Below are 23,641 nucleotides of genomic sequence, written 5' to 3' on the forward strand. Positions count from 1 at the left end.
CAAAACCAATAATATGGGAAACAGTTTTCATTGAAAATCGAAAAGTTTAATCATGGCTCATTTATTAGTTTGTTCTGCGGATGCGGAGGCTTGGATTATGGATTCAATAAGCTTGGATTTGAATGTCTTGGTGCGTACGACATAAATCCACAAGCAGTAGCCAGCTACAACAAAAACTATGGTCAATTAGCAGCACAAGACGATTTGTCAGCGTTGAATTTCTCGATTAAAGGAGTGAGTAAGGTTGATTTAGTTCTATCTGGGTCTCCTTGCCAAGGTTTTTCTACCCTAGGTAAAAGGAATTATGATGATCCAAGAAATCAATTGCTTATAAGAGCAGTTGAAATCGCGCTGCAATATAAAGCTAAGATATTTGTCGCAGAAAATGTTCCTGGAGCACTCTCTGGAAAGCATGGAGATTGGTGGAAGCGCGCCAACGATATACTTTTAAATAATGGCTTTGTTACAACTACCTTAGTAATTAAGGCTGATGATTATGGAGTGCCTCAGAAAAGAAAACGGATTTTTCTAGTGGGAGTTCGAGGTGCGAATACAGATATCTTTAATCGAGTCCAGCTTTCTAAGAGTTTCAAGAAAAAAACTGTCGGCCAGGTATTAACTGATGGACCGAAAGAATCTGCGCCTGAAATACTAAAAGGAATAGATTTACTTATTGCTAAAAAGATCAAACCAGGACAAAAGCTCTGTGATGTCAGGGGAGGGAATGCGGCGGTTCATACGTGGGATATTCCTGAAGTTTTTGGGTATGTTGATGAAACTGACATACTGATATTGAAGGAATTAATGAAGGCTCGTAGAGCAAAGAGTAATCGGGTTAGAGGACATGGAGATGGCGACTTTGTCGCCCCGTCGGTTTTAGAGAAAGGCTTGGGTTTTGGCGTCAAGAGGCGGCTACGCAGCTTAAATAAAAAGGGCTATGTAAGAGTTGATAAAAATCAGAAAGTAAATTTATCCCATACGTTTAATGGGAAGTATCGGAGGCTATCTCCTGACGGTTTTTCTCCTACAGTCGACACTAAATTTGGCAATCCAAAATATTTTCTTCATCCAACCGAAAACAGAGGTTTTGCTTCCTGTGAAGCAGCTTTATTACAAGGGTTTCCTAGAGACTATAAGTTTATAGGTACGGAGTCGCAAAAGATGCAGCAGGTAGGAAATGCTGTCCCCCCACCTGTTTCAAAGGTGTTAGCAAAATATATAAAGGATATTTTGGAGGCCATTTAGTGACGGAGAAAGAAATTCAAGAAATGGTAATCAGCTGGGGCTTAGGATTGGACGATGGCTCTGAGTTTATGGCGTTACAAGAACTAATAAGATACTTGGATAAATTGCTTTTCTCAGAATATGACGTGTTGCCAAAATTCAAGCAAAGATTAAATGGGTGGTTAGGAAATGTCGAAAAGGTTGAAGAAAAGAAATCTTTATACCAGTTAATTCCAAATCTGTTTTTCGTTGGGTCAAAAGAGTTTAAATCTCTCTACAAAACGGCATTTGAAGAAAACTATCTTCAATGGCTATTTAAAACGTCAGGTGAGCTGAAATTTGATAGCACTGAATCGTTTAATGCGATTATACAGGAAGAAGTCAATCGTACAGCATTTACTAAATTGACTGATAGCATGAATCTGAATGATTTTTATCATGCAAATGGCTTGATTAATAAGGGGTTATCTATAGATTGGTATGCGGATGTCCGAGCTGGTGGAGAAGATCGAGTAGCTTCAAGCATTGAGCTACTAAAGAAAAGAAACATAGAGCGAGTGGTTATCCTCGATGACCATGTCGGTTCGGGAAGCCAAATGGATTACGTGTTAAATGGCGCAAATACGTTATTTAGTGAATTTAGCGTTTTAGTTATTCCATTATTATGCGGGAAAACTGGATATGAGAATGGGATGTCATTGGCCCGTGCATTACATTTTATGTTTAAACCGGTCTTGATAATGAATGAGCATGTATTCATATCCGCAAAGCAAGAGACTCAAAGTAATGACATTCTGGAAAAAGTGAAACAAATCGCAGAGAAATACGAAAAGAAATACATTGACGAGAACAATGGAGAGTATGACACGATATATGGTTTCGGAGAATCTGGGTCATTATTGATAATGCACACTAACTGCCCAAATAACACGATGCCTCTAATTCATTCAAATTATGATGAGTGGACACCTTTATTTCCTCGACAAGGTGGGCATCGATGATAAAGAGAAACCCATTTGCCGATTACTATCGAGCAGAGTCAGTAGACAGCAATAGTTTTGTGTCTCTATTTACGCCTATTTTGATAGATAGAGTCTCTCAGCTTTTTCGTCCAGGAAATGTTGTGCTAAAAGGCACTCCAGGCACCGGCAAGACTATGCTCTTAAATTTGCTTAAGCCTGAAGTGAGGGTCGCATACTCTAGATCAGGGGAGGAGTTTCCGGTACCTCTTGATTCAAGGCGTTTTGTGGCAGCAGGTATCAATATCAACACAAGTGGGGCCTGGGATTTTAGTCAACGCACCGATGACAAGTCCGAAGGGCGAGAATCAAAGGTGCCTTTTTATTTTGCAGACTTTGTAAATTATTGGTTGGTTAATGATCTAGTCCAGAATATTGAGAAGGTAGTTGTTGAAGGCGAAAGCTTAAGTGGCCAGGCAGGAATTTCCAAAGATAGTTTTGAAAAAGGAAGCTTCGTAACCGAATTGGCAAATGACGATTGTTGGTTTGGCGCGCTAAAAGATGTTTCAACGATTAACGAGTTAAAAGAAGTCCTTAAAAAAAGACTACTTACCTACAAAAATTATCTGAATTTTAATATTCGCAGTATTCCAGAGGAGATCGACAAATCCAAAACGGAGATAGGGAAACCTATAAATGCTCTGGTTAACTCACTGAAAAAACACAACTGTATACAACAAGATACTACGGTTTTTATTCATATAGACCAGTACGAAGATTTGTTCCACATAGAAGAAAGCGGGGGCAAATTCAATGAAAGCTATAGGGAGATGATCAATAAAGCTCTAGCTGATAGATCGACTCAGGTTTCCTATCGCATAGGAACTAGAAGTTATGCATGGAATGACAGCAATCTACAAGTATTTGGCTCAAGCGCTACGCTTGAAGAAGGAAGAACTCACGTATTACTCGATCTGAATCAGGAACTTCGCAGACTGGAAGACCCATCTAATTGGGTTTTCCCTGAATTGATGGAAAAAGTATTTATTAGACGCCTTCGCAGCGCGGGATATACGTTATCCAACGTATCTGGCAAAGAAGCTATGACCAATATATTTGGAGTGTCTTGGTCAGCCAAAAAGAAGGCGGAATACTATGGAGGCACAAATCCATCGCGTGCACTAAGGTTGGCGGATGCTTGGCCAGAAGATTTTAAAGAATTTTTAAAAGCTTTAAATAGCCAAAATGTTCTGGATGCGAAGTTAGTAGAGGCATGGGTAAGGCAACAGGGGCAAGCCAAAAAAGATTATTTATCTAATTTCGAGAAGCTGGAATCTATGCCGTGGAAAGATAAGCCTTATTGGAGAAAGGAGCGAGTAGCCCACGCGTTAAAGCAAATTAGCAGCCGTTGTGGTCAGAGAGAAACGTGGAGTGGTTACGCTGACATACTCACGTTGTCGGGAAGCAATATTTCTACGTTTCTCAACATGTGTAAATACATCTGGGATGAATTGCTTGAGGACGAATCACTAGATTCAGAAGAAGATTTAGAATCAATCAGCGAAAAAATTCAGAATATTGGTATTCACAAAGCCAGTGCTCATTCACTTAGACAGATAGCGAGCGAGTATAACGGCGAAAATAGATCGGGTTTTATCGAAAACTGCTCACGCTTTTTGGAAAAGCGTTTATACAAGGATCTTTCAATGTCATACCCTGGCGGCACCGGTTTTTCTGTTAAGGTAAAAGACATCGATTTTGATAACGAGCTTAAATCTTTGCTCGGAGACCTTGTTGGATTTGGGGACTTGATCGAAGTCGAGCATACCACCAAGTCAGCAGATCGAAAGGCCAGGAGGAAATATTATTTCCGACCGATTCTGTGCCCTTTCTTGAAAATCCCTCCATCCAAAACAAAAGAACCTTACTACGCATCATTAGATGATGTTAGAAGCTGGGTTTCGAAAGGAGGTTGTAATGTTATTCAAGGGGGCGGTGATCAGGATACAGATTTTCAAGGAGAGTTTGATTTTTGATTAAACCATGGGGATATATGCACGATATTCTATCGTGTGTCGATGTAGATACCTGGGATTTAATTACCTGCATTTCCACGGAAGAAAGAACCTTTGCAGTTGCAGATAATTTGCAAAAAATGGAACTTTTAGGTCGGGTGGGGGGAATTAAGATACTAGGGCACCCGTTGAATCAGGAGTTGCAGAAATTTACAGAATCGCTATCTAGCCAAACAGAAATTGGACAAGCAGCATTTGGTCATGAGTTTTCGTCAGCTGAGTTTGAATTGCTGTCCAAAGCTGGGGATTTGAATACTTGGTACGAAAATTTTGTGGGCGATAGCGAGAGCATAGTGCTTGATATTTCATGTTTTCCAAAAAAATTTTTTTTCTTGCTTGCCAAGCTGATAATTCGGGATGAAAGGATAAAAAACTTCATAGCTTGCTATTCAGTGCCTGAAAAATATGGAAAGCTTCCTCTTAGCTCTCAAGATGAGCCATGCCAGACATTGCCTGCATTTAATGATGACAATGTATCTGATGATTTATATGACTTGGTTTTGATTGGGGTAGGATATTCAGCCATGGCCTTTCCCAGTTTTTTGAGTGCCAATTGCCATGCAGGAGATGTGGAATTGTTGTTGCCATTTCCACCGGGGCCGCCTTCTTACCAAAGAAACTGGCAGTTTATTAAAAATATTAACGATGCCTTTCTTCACGAAGAAGATATAGAGCCTACTCGGGTTTCTGCTCGTAACGTACCTTCCATATTTGAACAAATATGCTTGCTTACTGAAAATGGAAAAAGGAAAACATGGTTCGCACCATATGGCCCCAAACCAATGTCTCTGGCTATGTGCTTATATGCTTGTACCGTTGGAAATTGCGCTGTCTACTATACGCAGCCCAAAGTATATAGTTTGAAGTATTCGCTGGGAGTTAGAAAAATGGACGATATGAACGAGGCATTTGCATATTTTGTAAAGCTTGGGGGTAATCAAATCTATACGTTAGATACCCAAGTTCATAAAAGTTGAGGTGGAATCTGAGCATCCTTGGGACAGTTTATGTAATTGAATGTCCGCTTCTGGCCGATTGGCGACAGTTTAAATATCCTGAACTGGATCCAACCTTCTACCACCCTGCCTCGCCATACCCCTGACAACTTATTCAACTCTATTTGTGTGACTTGTTGTGAAAAACCGTGCCCTGTACTGCAAACTTGCCTTGGGTGGCGATAATAAAATCAATTAGTTATTAATTTTCAGCCAATTTCATAGTAGTGACAAAGCGAAATAAAAAGCCGGACATTAAAGCGGTCTTTTATTCGGTTAAACTACTCCTTTAAAACAAATTAACTATATGATATAAAACAGTTTATGGACAAAAAAGAACCGGACATTAAAGCGGACATAGCGGCGGCCATTGATCGCGGAGAATCTACTGCAATCATGGAGCCACTCCAAATCAGTGAAGGCTCCCGTCACCGTGCGGCTTTAACTGAGCTATCTGTAGAGCTTGCCGCCAAGTCTGCCGGCTTCAGACGCAGCCTGCCCGAAGGAATCGTAACCGCTCTTGCCAAACTTGTTCGCGCCATGAATTGTTACTACTCGAACTTGATTGAGGGGCACAATACTCACCCCGTCGATATTGAACGCGCGATGCGGGACGACTATAGCGCCGAACCGAAAAAGAGAGACCTACAACTAGAAGCGCGCGCTCATGTTATGGTTCAAAAATGGATCGATGAGGGTGGATTGGACGGTGGGCGAACCACTACCCTTGAAAGCATTTGTGAAATCCACAAACGGTTTGGCGAACTGTTACCGGAAGAACTACTTTGGGTAGAAGATCCCAATTCAGGTGAACGTGTACGCCTCACCCCTGGACAGTTGAGATTACGGGATGTACAGGTCGGAAACCACATTCCTGTAAGTGCAGGTGCTCTGCCCCGTTTTCTGCGGCGATTTGAAGATGTGTATAGCCAGCATAAAAAAGCAGAGACAATTTTCTCGGCGGCAGCGGCACATCATCGCCTTTTATGGATTCACCCGTTTCTTGACGGGAATGGCCGCGTGGCTCGCCTCATGTCATACGCTATGCTCCGAGAAGCTCTTGATACAGGCGGGGTGTGGTCAATCGCCCGCGGCCTTGCCCGACAAGAAGCCAAATACAAGCAACACTTGATTGCTTGTGACCAACCGCGCCGTGGCGATACCGATGGTCGAGGAAACCTTAGTGAAAGCGCCCTTGCCGAATTCACAGCATTCTTCTTACAAACTTGTATAGATCAAGTCACTTTTATGGAGCAACTTGTTCAGCCGGATAAATTGCGGGAACGCATCCGACTCTGGTGCGAAGAAGAAATACGGACAGATAACCTGCCGCCGAAGGCAGGGAATGTACTGGAAGCCATCCTGTATCGCGGCGAACTTCCGCGGGGAGAAGTTCAAGGCATTGTGGGCACAGGAGAGCGACAGGCGCGACGAATCGTGGCAGCTCTCCAGAATGCCGGAGTCATTACCTCCGAAAGCACACGCGCCCCCTTACATATAGCCTTCCCGGCCACACTCGCCGGTCGCTGGATGCCGGGGCTATTTCCGGAGGCTTAAATAAGGCCAGCTATTAATTCATTCATCAGTGAAACCATTGCCTCACCTGCTAGAGCAAGACTACAGAGACCGTTACCCCGCTTTCCTTGAGAAAAAGTGAATATGCATCTTAAAAATCATGGTGCTTCTTTCGGTTGGCTGCTTTGTGTAACTTGGTTTTTTGAAAATGAAATTAGGCGGGACTTATTTTATTCCCTTACCTTAAAAGTGAAATAACAGTGTCGGCACGCCCTAAACCCAAATATGGCACTTGCGTGAGATTTGCGTGACTTGCTGTGAAAAACTGTGCTCTGTACTGCAAATTTGCTGTGGGTGACGAAATTAAATTTAATAAAATCAATGAGTTAATAATTTCCAGCCAGTTTCATAATGCTGGGGTCGGTGGTTCAAGTCCACCCGTAGCTACCATCTCATTCAGAGCGTATGCCGAACACTGTGTTTACACCTTTTCCAGCATAGCTAACCTTTATTTCTTGGCAGGTAAGCACTTGCCTTCGAACAGCAACTGACTTATTTCTTCCGCCGGTTTGGGTTTGCTAAAGAAGAAGCCCTGCATGGCGTGACTGCCGTGTTCCGATAGGAATGCAAGCTGCTCGGGGTTCTCAACACCCTCTGCAACCACTTCAAGCCCCAGGTTTTCCGCCATGGTAATAATGGCCCGCACAATCGCTGCATCGTCCATATCTGCCGTGATATCGCGCACAAACGAGCGGTCAATTTTGAGCGTATCTATCGGGAAGCGCTTAAGGTAGCTGAGGCTGGAATAGCCTGTACCAAAATCATCTATTGAGAATTTAACGCCCATCATGTCGAGCTTGTTGATGCTGTGAACGGTCAGCTCCGAGTTGGTTATCAGGATACTCTCTGTAATCTCCAACTCCAGGCACTGGCTCTCCAACCCCGTTTCAGTCAGTATTTCCTCAATACTGGCAACCATGTCTGGTTCATGAAACTGACGGGACGAGACATTAACAGCTACATACAAATCCGGGTAACCGGCCTCATGCCAGGCTTGCATCTGCTCACATGCCGTCCTCATCACCCATTGTCCAATGGGTACAATCAAACCACTATCTTCAGCAATGGGGATAAAGCGCACGGGAGAAAGATCACCCAAATTGGGGTTAGACCAGCGTAATAGTGCTTCAACACCCCGAATCTTGCCGGTTCGCAAGTCTACAATCGGCTGGTAGTGGAGTGTCATTTCATCATTATCAATGGCACTTCGCAGGGCAGTTTCAATGGCTATATCCTCGTGTGCCCGCTTGGTCATGCCTGCATCGTAGAATCGATAGGTGGAGCGCCCTACTTCCTTGGCACGGAATAACGCAATTTCAGCGTTGCACAAAACCGTTTCCACGTCAGCCTGCTGGTCATCCACCGGGTGCAGTGTAGCACCGAGGCTCGCGCTGATATGCCGGTTTTGGCCATCGACCTCGAACGGCAAACTGAAAACCTGCATCACGCGCTGCACAATCAAGGTGGCATCATCGTCTTTCTCCATGTCGGCAAGCAGCAGGGCAAACTCATCCCCACCGATCCGGGCTACCGTATCACCAGGACGCACCGCTTTTTCGAGACGCTGGGCCGTATCCTTTATAAGTATTTCACCGACATGCAAACCAAGCGTATCGATGATGCTTGTAAAACAGTCAATATCCAGAAAGATGACGCATATCGAGCGGTTGTGCCGGTGCACATCCACCATCGCCTGCCCTAGCCGATCTGTAAACAACGTTCGGTTAGGCAACCCGGTCAGCGCATCGTAATTGGAGAGAAAGCTCACCCTTTCTTCAGCTTTTTTGCGATCCGTCACATCTACCGTCAGGCACAAGACAGAGAGTTCACCACTGACCGGGCAATGAATCGGTGCCCAGTTCGTCTCTACCCAGCGCAACTGGCCGTTGCCATCGACAATTTCCAGTTCAGTGCGAGCACTAAGTCCCTTTAAAGCGGCTTCAAAAGCAGCCCACGCCTGATCTTTGAATTCGGGTGAAACAAACTGACCCAGACGATGCCCCACAAGCCGGTCCGCGCTTTTGAGCCCTAGCATTGCCACCCCAAAGGAATTAATTTCCTGAATCCGCCCCTCGGTATCCAACAGATTGATACACTGGGGGCTGCCATCAAAAATAGCGGTCAGGCGAGCCTGTTTTTGCTTTAGTTCATGTAAATTCTCCATTGCTTCGGTAACATCAGTGGCAACCCCCCGCAAACGTAAAGGCTTCCCATGATCATCGTACTCATATCGTCCTTGCGCCTGAATCCATCGAATAGAATCCTCACCAGGCCAGATAACACGGTAACGTGCCTGATAAGCTACCTGTTCGCGACGAGCCTTGTCTGAAGCTTCTTCAACACTCGCAAGATCATCCGGGTGGATAAAGCTCGAGAACGTGGCATAGTTCCCATCCAACCGATCAACTTGCAACCCGCAGAGGTGCGCATGAGCCTGTGACCAAGTCACAACGTCATTAACCAAGTCCCAGTCAAAAATGCCCATGCCCCCGACTTCAAGAGCAATTCTTAACCTTTCTTCACTTTCAATAAGCGCCTGGTTAACCAAATTATTTGTTGATGATTTTATTTCAGGAGAAAGCGTAACCACGTGCGGAAGCAAACCAGAGCTTCGCACTGATTTAAGCAGCAGTGGCAACTCAGCCTGCAGTTCTGTTTTGGTGATGTACCCATCCGCCCCAGCTTCACTGGCGTAGTACCGATACTCCGCATTATTGTGCAGGGAAACCATAACAATCAGGGGGGGATTCTCTCGGGCCTTAATCTCACGGGCAATATCAATACCACTCACCTGAGGCATCACGATATCCATGAGAATCAGCTGAGGCTCAAGCTCATGAGCAAGTGACAACGCCTCCTCTTTTGACGACGCCTGACCAACAACTTCGACCCAGGGGTAGAGCCCTAAAAACCGGCTGGTTGCAGCAAGGTAATGGGGGCAGTCATCTACCAATAATACCCGCAATGGCACAGCAGGCGATGTTGAAACAGCAAGAGAGCTCATCGGTATCACTCAGTTTCTAACGGCATACTCAGTCTGCGTAAAAACAGAAAACCCTGCCATCAGGAAATCCCTGAGTAATCACCGCTAAATACCCGAGACCAGATTGGAGGATAGGTGGTAGAGAGAATCGACAGAGCGGCTGTATCAGGAGTCGATATGTATCAGGCCATACCGGATAGCAAAACGAACTAATCCGGAGATATCATGAATATCCAGTCGCTCCATAAGCTGAGCCCTGTGTGTTTCAATGGTTTTAATGCTCACATCAAGTGTTGCCGCAATCTGCTTGGTGCTTTGCCCCTCGGCGATCAATTGCAGAATCTCTCTCTGGCGGGCAGTCAGGGCATCAAGTGGGCTAATATCAGCTGGATGGGAATCGAGGTAATTGTCCACCACAGCCCTCGAAATAGAGGGCGACAGCCAGAGTTTGCCCTGCATGACTGATTGAATAGCAAATTTAAGCTCTTCCGGGGCGGCATTTTTAAGCAGATAACCACTGGCACCGGCTCGAAGTGCCTGACGCACATATTCCTCATCAGCATGCATGGACAAGATAATAACCCGAACATCGGGGCAATCTCTGGCAATATGTGCCGTCGCCTCCAGACCATTTAGCCCCGGCATGGCGATATCCATCAGTACAATACCAGGGCGGTGCGATTTGGTTAACTCAACTGCCTGACGGCCATCGCCGGTTTCTGCCACCACTTCGACCTATGGAAAGGACTGCAGCAAGGCACTCATACCTGTACGCACCAAATGATGATCGTCGGCAATCAAAATGCGTACAGTGCTCATATCTCGGATGCTTTCACTGCAGGAACAGCCTCCGAAAGAGTGATTGGGAATTGTGCGAATATACGGGTTCCTTGCCCCGGAGCGGAATCAATATCAAGGCTGCCGCCAGCCAGTTCGGCACGCTCCTGCATGCTGAGCAAACCAAAACCCTGGTGGTTCGGGCCCGCATAAAACCCAACACCATCATCAGTAACCGTTAGCTCCAGCTGATTATCCACCACCGCCAGCTCCACCAGAATGCGCTTCGCGCGCGCATGACGAACAATGTTGGTAAACGCTTCCTGTGCTATTCGAAAACAGGCTGTTTGGACTTCTTCTGCCAGGAAAGGCAAGGCCGGGGGCAACTTTAAATCCACCTTAAATCCCCTCCCCAGCCGCTCTGCCTGCCGCATGACATACCAGCGCAAAGCGGGGGCCAGACCAAGGTCATCAAGCATTGATGGTCGTAGATTCATCGACAGGTCTCGCACCCTTGCCACTACCCGATCAATGGACTCCATACCATCTTTCAAGGCCGGCGCCAGTGCTTCGCTGCCGGTCTTGTGCAAAACGGTTTGCAGGTCAAGTTTTACCACTGTGAGCAGCTGGCCAATTTCATCATGCAGTTCCCGAGCGACGTTACGGCGCTCGGCTTCCTGGGCAGACAACATTTTGCGTGAAAGCTTTTCAAGCTGGCGATTGCTCTCCTGAAGCTCTAGCTCTGCCAGTTTGCGCGCAGTCACTTCCACCACAGCGCCCCGCATTCTTGGAGGTTCGCCCTCGGCGGTGTCTGCCATCTCGCCCCTTGCTGCAATCCAGTGAATGCTTCCATCCGGCCAGATAATGCGAAATTCATGCGAGAACGGAGTTCGATTGGCAATACAGTGCTGCGCCTTGCTGTCAATAGCCTCGATATCATCCGGGTGTATACGTTTGGCAAAAGCCTCATAGGTGCCATCAAATTCGCCATCGAGAAATCCCCACGCCGTTTCATGATAGCGAGACCAAACAATCTGATTACTGGCGATATCCCAGTCAAAAATCCCCAGATGCGCTGCTTCCAGCGCTAAACGAAAACGCTGCTCGCTGGCCCTAAGCTGTTCTTCAGCTTGCTTGCGCCTGGTAATAGTCTCAGAAAAAAGGATAATGCCACCAATCCCTCCGCTCGCCGCCCGCCACGGATGAATCTCCCAGCGTACCCACTCCTCTTTGCCACTGGCCCGAACGAAGGACTCTTCTTCACATTTTTCTATGCTGCCGGCTAAACAACGCTTGTGCACGTCCTTCCAGTGTGCTGGCAGGTCGGGAAATACATCATAGTGGCAAAGACCAACAAGATCCCGCTCACCCAGCTCGTAATCAATCAACCAGCGCTGGCTGTAAGCCAGGTAACACATATTCTGATCAAACATGGCAATTGCCGAAGGTGAATACTGAATGAACAGGCGCAATTTTTCTTCGCTCTCTCGCAACACAAGTTCAGCTGCGTGACGCTCACTGAGGTCGCGAACAATTGCCATGCAGGAATCTTCATCGATTCGACGCGCGCTGACCTCAGCCAGAAAGGTCGAACCATCCTTGCGGATATGTTCCCACTCCTCCAGATGTCGCTCACCCGCCATCATTCTCTCAGTGGATGGCCGTAAACGCTTCTTCTCGTCGAATGCCACAATATCGGCAACCCTCATATGCAACAACTCTTGACGGCTGTAGCCCAGCATTTCTGCACCATGAGGGTTAACATCGAGGTATCGATTGTCGTTAGCAGAGATAATGTAGATGCCGTCATTAGCCTGCTCGAAGACATTGGCCATCCGGATACGACTCCGCTCCAGAAGCACTTCCGAATGATGCCGACTGATCGCGATAGCAGCAATGCTCGCAGCCGTATCAACCAGTCTAAACCCTGGCATATCCGGTAGCCCCGGTTCAGAATAATAGACCGCAAAGGTGCCGAGCACTTCACCACCTTTATCAAAAATCGGGGTTGACCAGCACGCCTTCAAGCCGGACGCCAAAGCAAAAGACCGGTAATCATCCCATAGCGGGTCAAACGTTATATCCTCGACATAAACAGGTTCACGCCGATACATCGCCGTGCCACAAGAACCTGCTTTTGGTCCGATCGCCTGACCATCAATAGCCGCAATATACTCTGCTGGCAGCCTTGGTGCGGCACCATGGCGGACATGCACACCATCTTCTTCCAGCAGTAAAATTGAGCAGATCATTTTTGGATCCTGTTGCTCAATCAGCGTTACCAATGCTGTGAGCGAATCACCAAGCGCTGCACCTCTGGCAATTTTTTCAAGTATCTGGTTCTGCCCGTAAAGAAACTGTTTGGTTTGCTTCAGTTCCTCAATATCACGCTGTGGCGCCTGACTGTAGAGAATTTCCCTGCTCGAGAGACGATGTGCAGTGGCACTCAAACTGACATCGCACTTGTCTCCATTCTTTAACAATATCTGAAGCTCTTCACTCTGCGGTTTGCCTGTTTCTGAGAAATCGCTGAAAACCCTTTCTACCTGCTCACGACAGTCCGGGTGATACAGTTCAAAAATAGGGCGCCCGATAACTTCCGCTTTGGTAAACCCCGTCACATCGCATAAAGTGTTGTTACACTGGGTAATACGCCCGGTATTGGCATCGAGAGAAAAAACCATATCTGGCAAACTACCGGTCACATCTTCTGCTTCCTCTCCGGTCAAAGCGAGGTTCTTTTTTAAGGTATTGCGCCAGAAAAGCTTCATATTTTTTATTCTATTCCATCAGTGACTCGGCTAACTATAAGCACTTACAACCCGTGCCGCTACCTTTCCAAGACCGCAAAAAATAATCCGGTTACAGCCCTTGAGCCGTATACTCACATCCGTATGTACAAACTCGTATGGTAAAGCTATGGTATCGCTTTTATCTGGCCACGTCCTTGATCAAAGTACATTAGCGAATTGAATCGAGCCCAACCGCATGAACATACAAAAATTAAAGCGCGCTGAAGCCCAGTTTTTACAGGTGTATCCACAAGGTTTTTTGCACCCAGACATGCAGGCTATTGCAAAAAAGCACCGGCTTGCGCAGATGTCCTCCTTGACACAGGAGAGTTTCAGCAAAAAGCAATTCTCCACCCCGCTGACGATCACCGAGAACATGTCAAAAATTATTGGTCGCTCATCCATGGTTTCAATGTTCGAAAAGCCCAAATTTCGAGACGCTATCAAAGCAATGGATAGCGATATGAAACACACTCTTGCGAACGGACTGAAAAAACTGTTGCACGGAAACCAGCAACAAGGCTTTGAGCAGATGGTTCAGGTACTGGCGCATTACAAACTCGCAAAATGGTCGTTGATCACCATTTTGCCAAACTACTTCTCGCCGGACACAGAAGTGTTTGTCAAACCCAACACGACAAAGGGGATTATCAGATTTTTCGAACTGGAAGATCTGGTATACAAACCGCAACCAACCTGGAATTTTTATGAACAGTACCGGAGCATCATAACCGATATGAAATCACAGGTTGACGCCTCGCTATTCCCCAACAATGCTGCTTTCACCGGATTTCTGATGATGAGCCTGGAAAAATAAGCAATCGACACTGGAAGCCGCTGTTATACCTCTTCGTAAATACTGATCTGGTCCGGTGTAAGGCCATTCAGACAATAGTTGATCAGGCGCTCAACCATAGACGACGACATAGCCTGCCCCTTTTTAACCAGCAACTGTCCATTAGTACTGCGGATATCGTCGGCGATCACCATATTTTCTGACAACTGTGTCACCCGTATGACCTTTACCACCCTCTCCGTGCTGGCGCCCATAACAGATTCCAGCGCCTCCAGAACTTTAGGATCATAGAGGTGTTTGTTGGATTTTAATTTTGCCAGCGCTTCACTCTCCGAAAGCCCTGCACAACCAAAAACCAGATCCAGCACCAGTTTCAGAATGCGGGCACCCTGAGGGATATCATCCCCGGCCACATCGTCGATAGGAATGCCCGAGCCGTCGTAACATTTATTCTGGTAGCGAACAATTTCCGAAATACCTTCCAACCGGGGAATTTTATCAATTAACTGACCACCAATTTCCGGGTACTTATCAAAAATAAGCCGTTCGTCTTCCGTCAGCGGATTACCACGGATCACTTTGTCCACCATGCTTTCGGGAAGAGTGACCGCACCAATTTGACCAAGTAATGCGGCCGCCTCAAGCTCCCACAGGTTGCCAATCCCCATCTGCCCGGCACACTTGACCATGTAATCCTTGATCGTAGGTGCATAGCCAAAAATCCTCGGACTTGCAATGGAAAGGATCTCAACCATGGCCTGAATACTGCCTTTCACGGTTTCTTCCAGTAGCTCTTTTTCAGCCCTGAGCAAGCGGTGATGGCTGAGTGCAGCATTAATGGCTGAGGTCATTTCTTCCGGAGAGCAGGGTTTGTTCAGAAACCGATAAACGTCACCGACATTGACTGCGGATACCACCGTACCCTGATCTGCATTGCCCGTTAGCATGATTCGGACCGTGTCCGGGTATTTCTCCTTCATGACGGACAAAAACTGCGCGCCATTCATTTCCGGCATATTCATATCGGAAACAACAACCGGAAACGGACCTTCCTTCCCAGCAATCTCCAGAGCCTGTTTGCCACCAGTAGCCGGCACCACATTGAAGCTTTTCCTGAGTGTACGCTGATACGCCTGCAGGATATTGGGTTCGTCATCAACAAATAGTATTCGTTCAGCCATTTTAGGGGTCTACTTCATTCATTGTTTGTGTTGAGGAAACTCTCGGTTATTGCTACCCACTTATTCACAATATCCCGGCCAACGATTCTATCCAGGTAATCAACATCAATAATTTCCGATTCGAGGTCAATCTCCTGATGCTCAGAGAAAAGTGTATACATGGCCCAGGCAGCATGTGTTACAGCCAGCGGTGACAGGACATCAACACTGCTTAAAGCCGGTTGCTTATGCCACGTCACTGCTTCAACAATAGGAAAAGGCATGGCCCAGATCCCCATCAGATACCCACCCAGAAGATCGGTATCGAGTGGATCCTCGTTTGCCTGGACCAGCTTATCACCCAGAAAAACGCCAAGCAAACCACCCAGATTGACCATCATACCCGCTATTTGAATATGGTCTCTGGTGCGTCCGGTCAACTCACAGGCCTTGGCAAACCTGCTTGCCAATAACCCGATTTGCTGACCATCATGATTCAGCTTGCGAAGGAAATCATGATCGGCAATAGGCCCCTTGAATGACAGAAAAATGCTGTTGGACAGCGCCAGGTTTTTGATGGTATCGACCCCCAAAATCGCCGCCGCCTGTCCGGGAGTTTCAATGTGTCTGACCAGAGAAAAGAAAGCCGAGTTCACGAGTTTCAGCAAAGAAGAGGATAGCGCCATATCTCGCTCAACAATGTTACCCACTTTCTCCAAAGAGGATTTATCGGATGCGATCTCGCGCATTAACTCGTCATATATTTCCGGAAGCATCGGCAGGGATTCAAGCGAACCCAGCAAAGATTTTAATATTGGGTTAGCTAGCGATTCTTGCAGGCGAAGCCCTCTTTCAATGGTGCTCACCACAATTTCCTGATCAGCCGGTTTTGAAATAAACTGGTGAGCGGCATGCAGGCTTTCAAGGATCAACTCGTCATTCGCATACCCGGAAAGCACAATCCTCAGGCAATCAGGTGAACGCTCTTTCACTTGCATCAACAGCTCGGCGCCGTTCATACCCGGCATCCGCATATCACTGACAACAATATCGAACTTCTTGTCGTCAAACGCTTTCAACAGCTCATCGCCTGAAGGGAAGAAGCTCAAATCCCACTCTTTTCGGTAATTGCGCAACATTCTGCGCAACCCGTCAAGGACTCTCTGGTCATCATCAACAAACGCTATGGTTTTCATTGGATATTTCCTGTGTACTACTATCCATGTGTCTATTAAAGTTTCTGTTCAGGCTGTTCTTCAGAGTCTGCCCCACTCTGCTTGACAGGCAGCAGGATTCTGAACGTTGTGCCAACACCGACGGTACTGTCAACCTCGATCTTGCCACCGTGCTTTTCAACAATCATCCGGTAAGCAAGGCTGAGGCCCTGACCGGTGCCTTTACCAACACCCTTCGTGGTAAAGAAATGGTCGAAAATCTTTGATTTTACCGACTCAGGCATGCCTGCCCCGTTGTCACTGATTTCAATAGCGATTTTGTCCTCAAGACTTTTAGTCTTGATCCCAATACGTCCCTCGAGGTTGTCAGGGTCATCATATCTTTCAACAATAGCGTGGGAAGCGTTGACAATCATGTTCAACACCACCTGATTAATATCGCTCACAACGCATTCAACCATCGGCAGACCTTCTTCAAACTCCGTTTCCAGCACCGCAAAGTACTTCCACTCCGAGCGGGAAATCGTGACGGTGCTGTCGATAGCCTTATTAATATCAGCCAGCTCGATGGATTCGCCAGGGTGGGAGTAGTCCTTCATTGCCCGGATGATGCGCGCAATGGATGAAATCCCTTCATAAGACTGAACCAGTGCGGGTGTAATTTCGCCCTCCAGGTATTCAAGATCGACTTCTTCACACTTACTTTCCACAGACTCGGCCAGTGCCTGCACACCACTCGCCTTAACTTCCTCACGCAAATCACCAACCAGCTTCAGCACATCAGCCACCGAGTCCTGCAGGAACACCAGGTTATCGGAAATAAACTGCGCTGGCGTATTGATTTCGTGAGCAATACCCGCAGCCAGTTGCCCCACGGACTCCAGCTTCTGGGCATGCAGCAACTCCTCTTCTATCCGTTTTTTCTCCTGGCCTGCCTGCTTGAACTCAGTGATGTCCACAACCACACCAACCAGTGACTTAACAACGCCGGACTCCAGCTTGGCGGAACAAAGCTCTCTCGCCCATATCGTGTTTTCGCCAGACTGGATACGATACTCAACACTGACAACCGACGAATTCGCAGTGATGGCATCAATCTGCTGTTGCCGCAACTCGATATCTTCCGGGTGTATCTTTTTAGTGAGATCGGCAATATTGCCAACACTGTCTGCCCGCTCTCCCCAGATCCTTGCAATACCCTTACTGATGTAGAGGAATTTGCCAGAAGCCGCGTCATACTCATAGACACAGCCATGAATGGTATTAATGATGGCATCCAGCTTGTTTTTCGATTCATCCAGTTGTACAAGCAGCGTTTCTCTCTCATTTTTTTCCAGCTGCAGGCGGGTCTTGGCGTTCTCGAGGTTAGCTGTGCGCTGGTGAACCAGTTTTTCAAGATCACGATTATGAGCGGCCAGCTGATTTCTCAACAGGTAGGCCTTGCGAGAAAAGGTTGCCCCGGAAGCCAGCACCACAAAGGCAACAAACAAAAACAGATAGGAATATCGTACTGACCTTTGCAGCTCCGTATCATATTGATCGCGCAATTCCTTCTGAAGCCTGTCTGCCAGTACTGCGAGTCTCTTCTGGAAACTTTCCCCCTGCTTGAAGGCACCTTCTACAACAGGCGTATTGGCATAAATCACCTCCAGATGCTTTTCAATAAACCCTACAAACTGCTGTACCTCCTGCCACTCAACGCCTGTGAACTTTTGCTTGATATCCGCCAGCTCTGCATCCACGTCCTGTCGGTAGACATCGTTTTTGAAATAACTCAATTCAAGCAGACTTTTTTTCAATGCCGAAAAGTTTTCCTTCATCGAAGGATGGGCATCAATCATCGGCTGCAGATCATCGATCAACTGAAAAACAATAATTTCAGAATTTCGCAACATCGAAAAGCTGGTTTTAAAAGTATTGGCAATAGGCGCAGAATCGATACACAGCTTAACCAGTGGCTCGACATCAAGACTTATTTCCTTCTGGTTAACCTTCCATGCACTCCAGAGATCAAATGGTTCAGAAGGAGCAGACTTCAAGCTGACAGAGAAGTCTGTCACAACTGCAACCATCTGAAGCTCTTTCTCGGTCAGCTGATCAAAGTCGAACCGCCTGCCACTGCGCACTTTATGTGCGGCCACATCCAGCTCACGAACTGTCAGGCGCAACCGTTCAAACCTGTCCTGCCAGGCCACGTAGCTGGTCTTATAGCGATTGATACTCAGCCAGAAAAAAGTCACCAGAAGAACCGCGACCACCAGAATCACAAGAACCCTGAAAAAAGAAAAATACTTTCTCATTTGAGCTCCTCTTCTACTTCACCAGTCAGCGTCAGCAAAAATGCCTCAATTTGATCAACCTGACTCTCAGTGATGGGGCGCCCCAATTGATAGCGAGCCATAACGCGGATGGCATCACCCAACGTTTCAGCACTGGCATCGTGAAAATACGGCGCGGTGAGAGCGATATTGCGCAAGCTGGGAACCTTGAACTTGAAGCGATCTTCTTCCTTACCGGTCACATTGTATCTGCCATAATCCGCCTTCTTTATATTCCCTCGATCCTGAAAATAGTTGTCCATAACGCCGAAATACTGAAACAGGTTGCCACCCAGATTTTGCCCCTGATGACAGGAAACACAACCCATGTTTTTGAACAACTGGTAACCCGATTTAGCCTTTTCGCTGATAGCATCAGCTTTGCCATATAAATACCGATCAAAAGGTGAGCTAACCGTGATCAAGCGTCGCTCGAAGGCCGCAATAGCCTTGGCGATATTAACTGCATTGATACCATCGGAATAAAACTGGTTGAACATCTTCTTGATGCCGGGTTCTTTTTCCAGCTTGCCGATCACTTCCGGCCAGCTGCTGTCCATTTCAAGCGGATGATGCACGGGATCAGACACCTGCGCTTCAAGACTGGGAGCCCGCCCGTCCCAGAACTGAAAGGGATTCAGCCCACTGTTAAACACAGAAGGTGTATTAATCTCCCCCCTTTTGCCATCCACACCAACCGCTACCGGCAGACCATCGTCACCGCCTTCCGCGAGATTGTGACAAGAGGCGCAGGAAATACTGTTGTCGCGGGAGAGCAATGGACTGTTAAACAGTATCTTGCCCAGCGCCACTTCCTCAGGATAATAGAACTCTCGGTCTTCTATGGGATAAACAGGTTCCGAAAATGCTGCAGAAGGGAACACCGAAGCAATCAGCGAGAAACCATGTAAAACGACTGTGATGGAAAATACCAAACCCGATGTTTTCATGCCGTACTCGTCCTACGTAACAGGTGGGCAAATTATTATTATGGCCCGAGCATAGCAAAGTAATCAGAACGAAGTCGAACAGGATAACGCTGTTTATTTGACTCACGTCACAAAAAAACAGCAGACGCAGACCGGAAACAGGGCCAGGCAAGTTTTATTTTTGCAAAGAAAGAAGCGTGACAATCGAAGACTATAATAGTGGGGAATAAACCCCAAGAACTAACCTGAGGATCGCTTGCCCCCGGAAGATTCCTTGTTTTTACCAGCCCGCTCTGCCACTTTAGATCGCTGCTCTTTCCGCTCTTCCAGCACTTCAAGAAACGGAAACAGATACTTTTCAGAAAAAAACACGACAGACATAAGCACAACCAGCATTATAAATAACGCTACCGCTAATTCTCCATACATAAAAACATCCCTATTTTTAAACAGTATTATCGGTTGAGCCTTACGATATCACCTTACGGCAGAATCAGGTGCGAAAGGGCGCGCAATAATACAGTCTTAATTGTTAAATTTGTAGTCTCCCGCTACAAAAGATCGCTTGCCAGCGAGAAGATCCTGTCTCAACTGCTCAATATTCACCATTCTTGACCCTCCAACCTTGACGGTTGGTATCGCCCTGGTTGTTACCCAGGAACGAATCGTTTTCGTTTCCTTGCCAATCAACTGGGCAAACCGGTCTTGCGATAACAAGGGAGGCATGGATACGAAGTTAATTTTTTCAGCAAGTTCCATTTGTTAATTACCACTGCGTCAAATAGAATCAAAAACTACACGGCAACATCAGCAAAATTAGAGACTAGCACATTTGTGTTATTAATACACGGTAATTATTATACCAATGAGCAATATCGGCGACAGAGTACGTAGCCTGCTGGAAATACGCGGCATGCCAAACAAGCTTGAAAGCATGACTGGCATAGACCGTGACACTTGGCGCAATGTTCGTTATGCCAAACAAAAAGTCAACGAAGACCACATCACCGCCGTTTGTGAAGCCTTTCCGGAGTATCGTTTGTGGGTGGAAACAGGTCACACGGCCCCGGATAAAGGCCAAATCTGTCCGGACAATTCGGACAAATAGTATTCACAGCTCATCTATGCCTGCTGCTCACGCCGAAACCTCTTTCTATCACAGCCTCCCTCATTATGCACTTGAGCGATCACCGCAGGCCATAAATGGCCGGTCAACGTGCTTCATTAACACATAAAAACAAAACACAACCAACGGTTGTTGCCGTAACAGCAAACCACTTGGCATAACAACATATTGTGGTTATCATGCCCTGATTAGCACAATATAAGCGTAAGCCTCCGCTCGCAATTGGGCACGTTAAATAACAACTCTCGGTGAAAAACTAGGAAATGACCCTGTTTAACCGGTTAAATAATAAAAAATCGTCAAAGAAAGGGGTTGTCGGGATAGAAGTTGGGGATAGAGGTGTTGCATTCGCACATCTGAAGCTTTCCCCCAGCTTGGCTCTGACAAGCTGTAATTACCTGACGGCTGCTGACGAAACATCCATCATCTCGACTCTCAGGGAGGATATCTCTTCCCTCCATCTGGAGAACACCCCCTGTAATGTTGCCCTCTCAACAGATGATTACGCTCTTTTGCTGGTCGAACCTCCCAAGGTGCCTGAGAATGAACTGAGGGATGCCATTCAGTGGAAGATCAAGGATCTTAGCCCAATTCCTATTGAAAAAGCCGTGATAGACGTCTTTCGCATGCCAGAAAATGCCGGTTCCGTCGGTAAAGGTATGGTATTTACCGTCGTCGCCAAAAAAGCGGCTGTTGAAAACCTGGTGTCTCTGGTTGAAGGTGCCGGTCTGAAAATGAACGCCATCGATATACCGGAGCTGTGCCTTCGCAATTTTGCTCTGCTCCAGCACTCGGAGCAAAGCATGCTGATTGCCAGGCTAATGTCTGACAATTCTCAGGTAACGGCCATATCCCGAGGCGAGTTGTACCTCAGTCGCTTATTTAACTTCCGCTACACGGGTGGTGTCATTTCTGAAGAAAGGGCCGAGAACCTGACACTGGAACTGCAACGTTCGGCAGACTACCTCCGTCATCAGATGCACCAGCCCACACCCAGCCAGATATTACTGCTGGGCAACGGACTGCAGGATCGCGACCTGCCTGAATCCATTAATGACAATTTCTCCGGTGAAGTAAAAACACTGGATATAAGCGATGCTCTCCCGATAACAGCAGGTGTTGACAGGCAAGTACTCAACCGCTGTGCCATTGCCATCGGTGCAGCCCTGCGCGACCATGTGAGCACCCTGGGAGTCAACCGTTAATGCAACAGGTTAACCTCTACCGCCAGGAATTCAGCAGCACTACCGAACTGCCCGGCTTTCAACAGATGCTTCTCGCATGCGCAACAACTGTTATTCTGTTCACGCTTTTTTTCGGTGTGCAACTATTCCGCATGTACCAGCTCGACTCACAGATCGCAGAGGCCGAAGTCACCGCAGGGGAGCTGGTAAAAACCATCGAGAACATCAGCCTGTCTGCTTCGACAGCTGACGGCAGTACCAATGAACATAATATTGATCAGCTAAAAACCCGGCTGCTATATCTTCGGGAACTCACTACAGCACTGTTTAATCAGCCTGGCGACACCAACAGGCAAGGTTTTTCAAATCAGATGGACGGCCTTGTGCGCCAGCATGTAGAAGGCATTTCCTTGTCAAACATGCGGATTTTCAACGGCGGCCAAAATCTCGCACTACAGGGTACGGCATCCCCTGCAGAGAAGGCACCTCACTATTTAACGGCACTGCAGTCCGATACCGCTTTCAGTGGCGTCGATTTTGGTCAGTTGCAAATGCGTCGCAATGAACAAAACGGAGAAATAGATTTTTCCCTTCACCATCATGAAGCAGATGTGTCGCAATGAAAACGCAACTGAATAAAGCCAGAGACTGGTACGAGGGTCTTGTAACCCGTGAACGCTGGCTGGTGCTGGCGATGGCCGTCGTACTTGTCGCCCTGATTATGGACACGGTACTGATTACACCCGCGGGCAAGGCCATCAAACAAAAACAGGCTGCTTTGACCCACGCCGAAGAGTCGCTGAAAACCAGCCAGCTTCAACTCGACACCCTCAACAATGCCGCCAACAGCAACCCGCTAGCTAGCAAAGAAGCGGAACAAAACGCATTGCAAAAGCAGGTATCTGTACTCGAAAGCCGGTTCAAAGAATTATCGGAAGGGCTGATCTCGGCCTCTTCACTGCCCAAAATCCTTGAGGAAATGCTGCAGCAGGCTGGCAATCTGAGCTTGCAGGAAATGATCGTAGAACCGCCGGAAGCCAAAATCAGTGGCCTGTACAAGCACGCCGTTTCAGTGAAACTTTCCGGCGACTTTTTTTCCGTTATCAACTACCTGAAAGCACTGGAGAAACTTAACTGGAACTTCTACTGGGAAGAACTGAATTACAGTGTGCACCATTACCCCGACGCTGAAGTTGAACTGAAGGTGTACACCCTCTCATCAAAAGAGGCCGCGATCTGATGTTTACCCGAATAACCGCCATAATTTTGCTGTTGTTGGCCAGCGCATTTGCAGAATCCGCTGTAGACCCCACGCGTCCACTCAACTATTCAAGCGGGCCGCAGACAATATCCAGCAGTCTGAATCTGGAATCCATTTTACATTCCAAGAATCGAAAAATTGCCATTATCAACCAGCAGGTGCTGGGCGAAGGTGACAAAATAGGCGATATCAAGGTCACCAGAATCAACCCGCGCAGTGTGCAAATCACCCAGAACGGCGTAGCGCGAACATTGTCACTACCAGCAACTCAGGTAAAAACATCACCTATCGACAGCCAGCAGGATAAGTAAC

At 47.1% G+C, this 23,641-nt stretch carries 19 protein-coding genes and 1 pseudogene; 11 read left to right on the forward strand and 9 right to left on the reverse strand.

Annotation, left to right across the window (positions count from 1 at the left end; all coding sequences use genetic code 11):
- Window positions 1-30: 30 nt before the first annotated feature.
- From H7A02_10125 to H7A02_10145, 5 genes are all read left to right on the forward strand, one after another.
- Entirely contained in the window at window positions 31-1,245 is a 1,215-nt protein-coding gene (locus tag H7A02_10125; GenBank protein ID MCP5172612.1) for a DNA cytosine methyltransferase, read from the forward strand.
- On the forward strand, window positions 1,245-2,225 hold the full coding sequence (locus H7A02_10130; GenBank protein MCP5172613.1) for a hypothetical protein: 981 nt from the start codon (window positions 1,245-1,247) through the stop codon (window positions 2,223-2,225). Before H7A02_10125 ends, H7A02_10130 begins: the two co-directional genes overlap by 1 nt.
- Entirely contained in the window at window positions 2,222-4,219 is a 1,998-nt protein-coding gene (locus tag H7A02_10135) for a hypothetical protein (protein ID MCP5172614.1), read from the forward strand. The genes H7A02_10130 and H7A02_10135 overlap by 4 nt, the downstream gene beginning before the upstream one ends.
- 17 nt (window positions 4,220-4,236) lie before the next feature.
- The gene (locus H7A02_10140; GenBank protein MCP5172615.1) at window positions 4,237-5,235 is read left to right on the forward strand and encodes a hypothetical protein; all 999 of its coding nucleotides are present in this window, start codon (window positions 4,237-4,239) and stop codon (window positions 5,233-5,235) included.
- Between the two features lie 414 nt (window positions 5,236-5,649).
- Window positions 5,650-6,810, forward strand: a complete 1,161-nt coding sequence (locus tag H7A02_10145; protein MCP5172616.1) for a Fic family protein — start codon at window positions 5,650-5,652, stop codon at window positions 6,808-6,810.
- 466 nt (window positions 6,811-7,276) lie between these two features.
- On the opposite strand, the gene H7A02_10150 is transcribed toward H7A02_10145, so the two are convergent.
- The 3 genes and pseudogenes from H7A02_10150 to H7A02_10160 all read right to left on the reverse strand — a co-directional run bounded on the left by H7A02_10150 (window position 7,277) and on the right by H7A02_10160 (window position 13,359).
- The gene (locus H7A02_10150; protein MCP5172617.1) at window positions 7,277-9,832 is read right to left on the reverse strand and encodes an EAL domain-containing protein; all 2,556 of its coding nucleotides are present in this window, start codon (window positions 9,830-9,832) and stop codon (window positions 7,277-7,279) included.
- A gap of 144 nt (window positions 9,833-9,976) precedes the next feature.
- Window positions 9,977-10,630, reverse strand: a pseudogene (locus H7A02_10155) (response regulator transcription factor).
- Window positions 10,627-13,359 carry a PAS domain S-box protein gene (locus H7A02_10160; protein ID MCP5172618.1) on the reverse strand — a complete coding sequence of 911 codons (2,733 nt, stop codon included), beginning with the start codon at window positions 13,357-13,359 and terminating at the stop codon, window positions 10,627-10,629. The pseudogene H7A02_10155 and the gene H7A02_10160 overlap by 4 nt, the downstream one beginning before the upstream one ends.
- Before the next feature lie 217 nt (window positions 13,360-13,576).
- Here H7A02_10160 and H7A02_10165 point away from each other — a divergent pair, with 217 nt between their 5' ends.
- Window positions 13,577-14,197 carry a hypothetical protein gene (locus tag H7A02_10165; GenBank protein ID MCP5172619.1) on the forward strand — a complete coding sequence of 207 codons (621 nt, stop codon included), beginning with the start codon at window positions 13,577-13,579 and terminating at the stop codon, window positions 14,195-14,197.
- 23 nt (window positions 14,198-14,220) lie between these two features.
- Here the strand turns inward: H7A02_10165 and H7A02_10170 are convergent, their stop codons facing one another.
- The 6 genes from H7A02_10170 to H7A02_10195 all read right to left on the reverse strand — a co-directional run bounded on the left by H7A02_10170 (window position 14,221) and on the right by H7A02_10195 (window position 20,484).
- Complete coding sequence (locus H7A02_10170) at window positions 14,221-15,357, reverse strand: response regulator (GenBank protein ID MCP5172620.1); 1,137 nt, start codon at window positions 15,355-15,357, stop codon at window positions 14,221-14,223.
- A gap of 14 nt (window positions 15,358-15,371) precedes the next feature.
- Entirely contained in the window at window positions 15,372-16,532 is a 1,161-nt protein-coding gene (locus H7A02_10175) for an HDOD domain-containing protein (protein ID MCP5172621.1), read from the reverse strand.
- 35 nt (window positions 16,533-16,567) lie between these two features.
- A complete protein-coding gene (locus H7A02_10180) occupies window positions 16,568-18,811 on the reverse strand; it encodes a PAS domain S-box protein (protein MCP5172622.1) in 2,244 nt (747 codons plus the stop codon).
- A complete protein-coding gene (locus H7A02_10185) occupies window positions 18,808-19,779 on the reverse strand; it encodes a c-type cytochrome (GenBank protein MCP5172623.1) in 972 nt (323 codons plus the stop codon). The genes H7A02_10180 and H7A02_10185 overlap by 4 nt, the downstream gene beginning before the upstream one ends.
- A 219-nt stretch (window positions 19,780-19,998) precedes the next feature.
- Window positions 19,999-20,187, reverse strand: a complete 189-nt coding sequence (locus H7A02_10190; protein MCP5172624.1) for a hypothetical protein — start codon at window positions 20,185-20,187, stop codon at window positions 19,999-20,001.
- 96 nt (window positions 20,188-20,283) lie between these two features.
- Entirely contained in the window at window positions 20,284-20,484 is a 201-nt protein-coding gene (locus tag H7A02_10195) for a hypothetical protein (GenBank protein MCP5172625.1), read from the reverse strand.
- Between the two features lie 139 nt (window positions 20,485-20,623).
- On the opposite strand from H7A02_10195, the gene H7A02_10200 reads away from it, so the two are divergent.
- The 5 genes from H7A02_10200 to H7A02_10220 all read left to right on the forward strand — a co-directional run bounded on the left by H7A02_10200 (window position 20,624) and on the right by H7A02_10220 (window position 23,640).
- On the forward strand, window positions 20,624-20,866 hold the full coding sequence (locus tag H7A02_10200) for a DNA-binding protein (protein ID MCP5172626.1): 243 nt from the start codon (window positions 20,624-20,626) through the stop codon (window positions 20,864-20,866).
- Between the two features lie 281 nt (window positions 20,867-21,147).
- The gene (locus H7A02_10205) at window positions 21,148-22,089 is read left to right on the forward strand and encodes a hypothetical protein (GenBank protein ID MCP5172627.1); all 942 of its coding nucleotides are present in this window, start codon (window positions 21,148-21,150) and stop codon (window positions 22,087-22,089) included.
- A complete protein-coding gene (locus tag H7A02_10210; protein MCP5172628.1) occupies window positions 22,089-22,691 on the forward strand; it encodes a hypothetical protein in 603 nt (200 codons plus the stop codon). The genes H7A02_10205 and H7A02_10210 overlap by 1 nt, the downstream gene beginning before the upstream one ends.
- Window positions 22,688-23,308 carry a type 4a pilus biogenesis protein PilO gene (pilO, locus tag H7A02_10215; protein MCP5172629.1) on the forward strand — a complete coding sequence of 207 codons (621 nt, stop codon included), beginning with the start codon at window positions 22,688-22,690 and terminating at the stop codon, window positions 23,306-23,308. The genes H7A02_10210 and pilO overlap by 4 nt, the downstream gene beginning before the upstream one ends.
- Window positions 23,308-23,640 (forward strand): hypothetical protein, encoded by a 333-nt coding sequence (locus H7A02_10220; protein ID MCP5172630.1) that lies wholly within the window; start codon window positions 23,308-23,310, stop codon window positions 23,638-23,640. Before pilO ends, H7A02_10220 begins: the two co-directional genes overlap by 1 nt.
- Window position 23,641 lies beyond the last annotated feature (1 nt).

Source organism: Pseudomonadales bacterium, assembly GCA_024234435.1.
GTDB lineage: Bacteria > Pseudomonadota > Gammaproteobacteria > Pseudomonadales > Porticoccaceae > JACKOF01.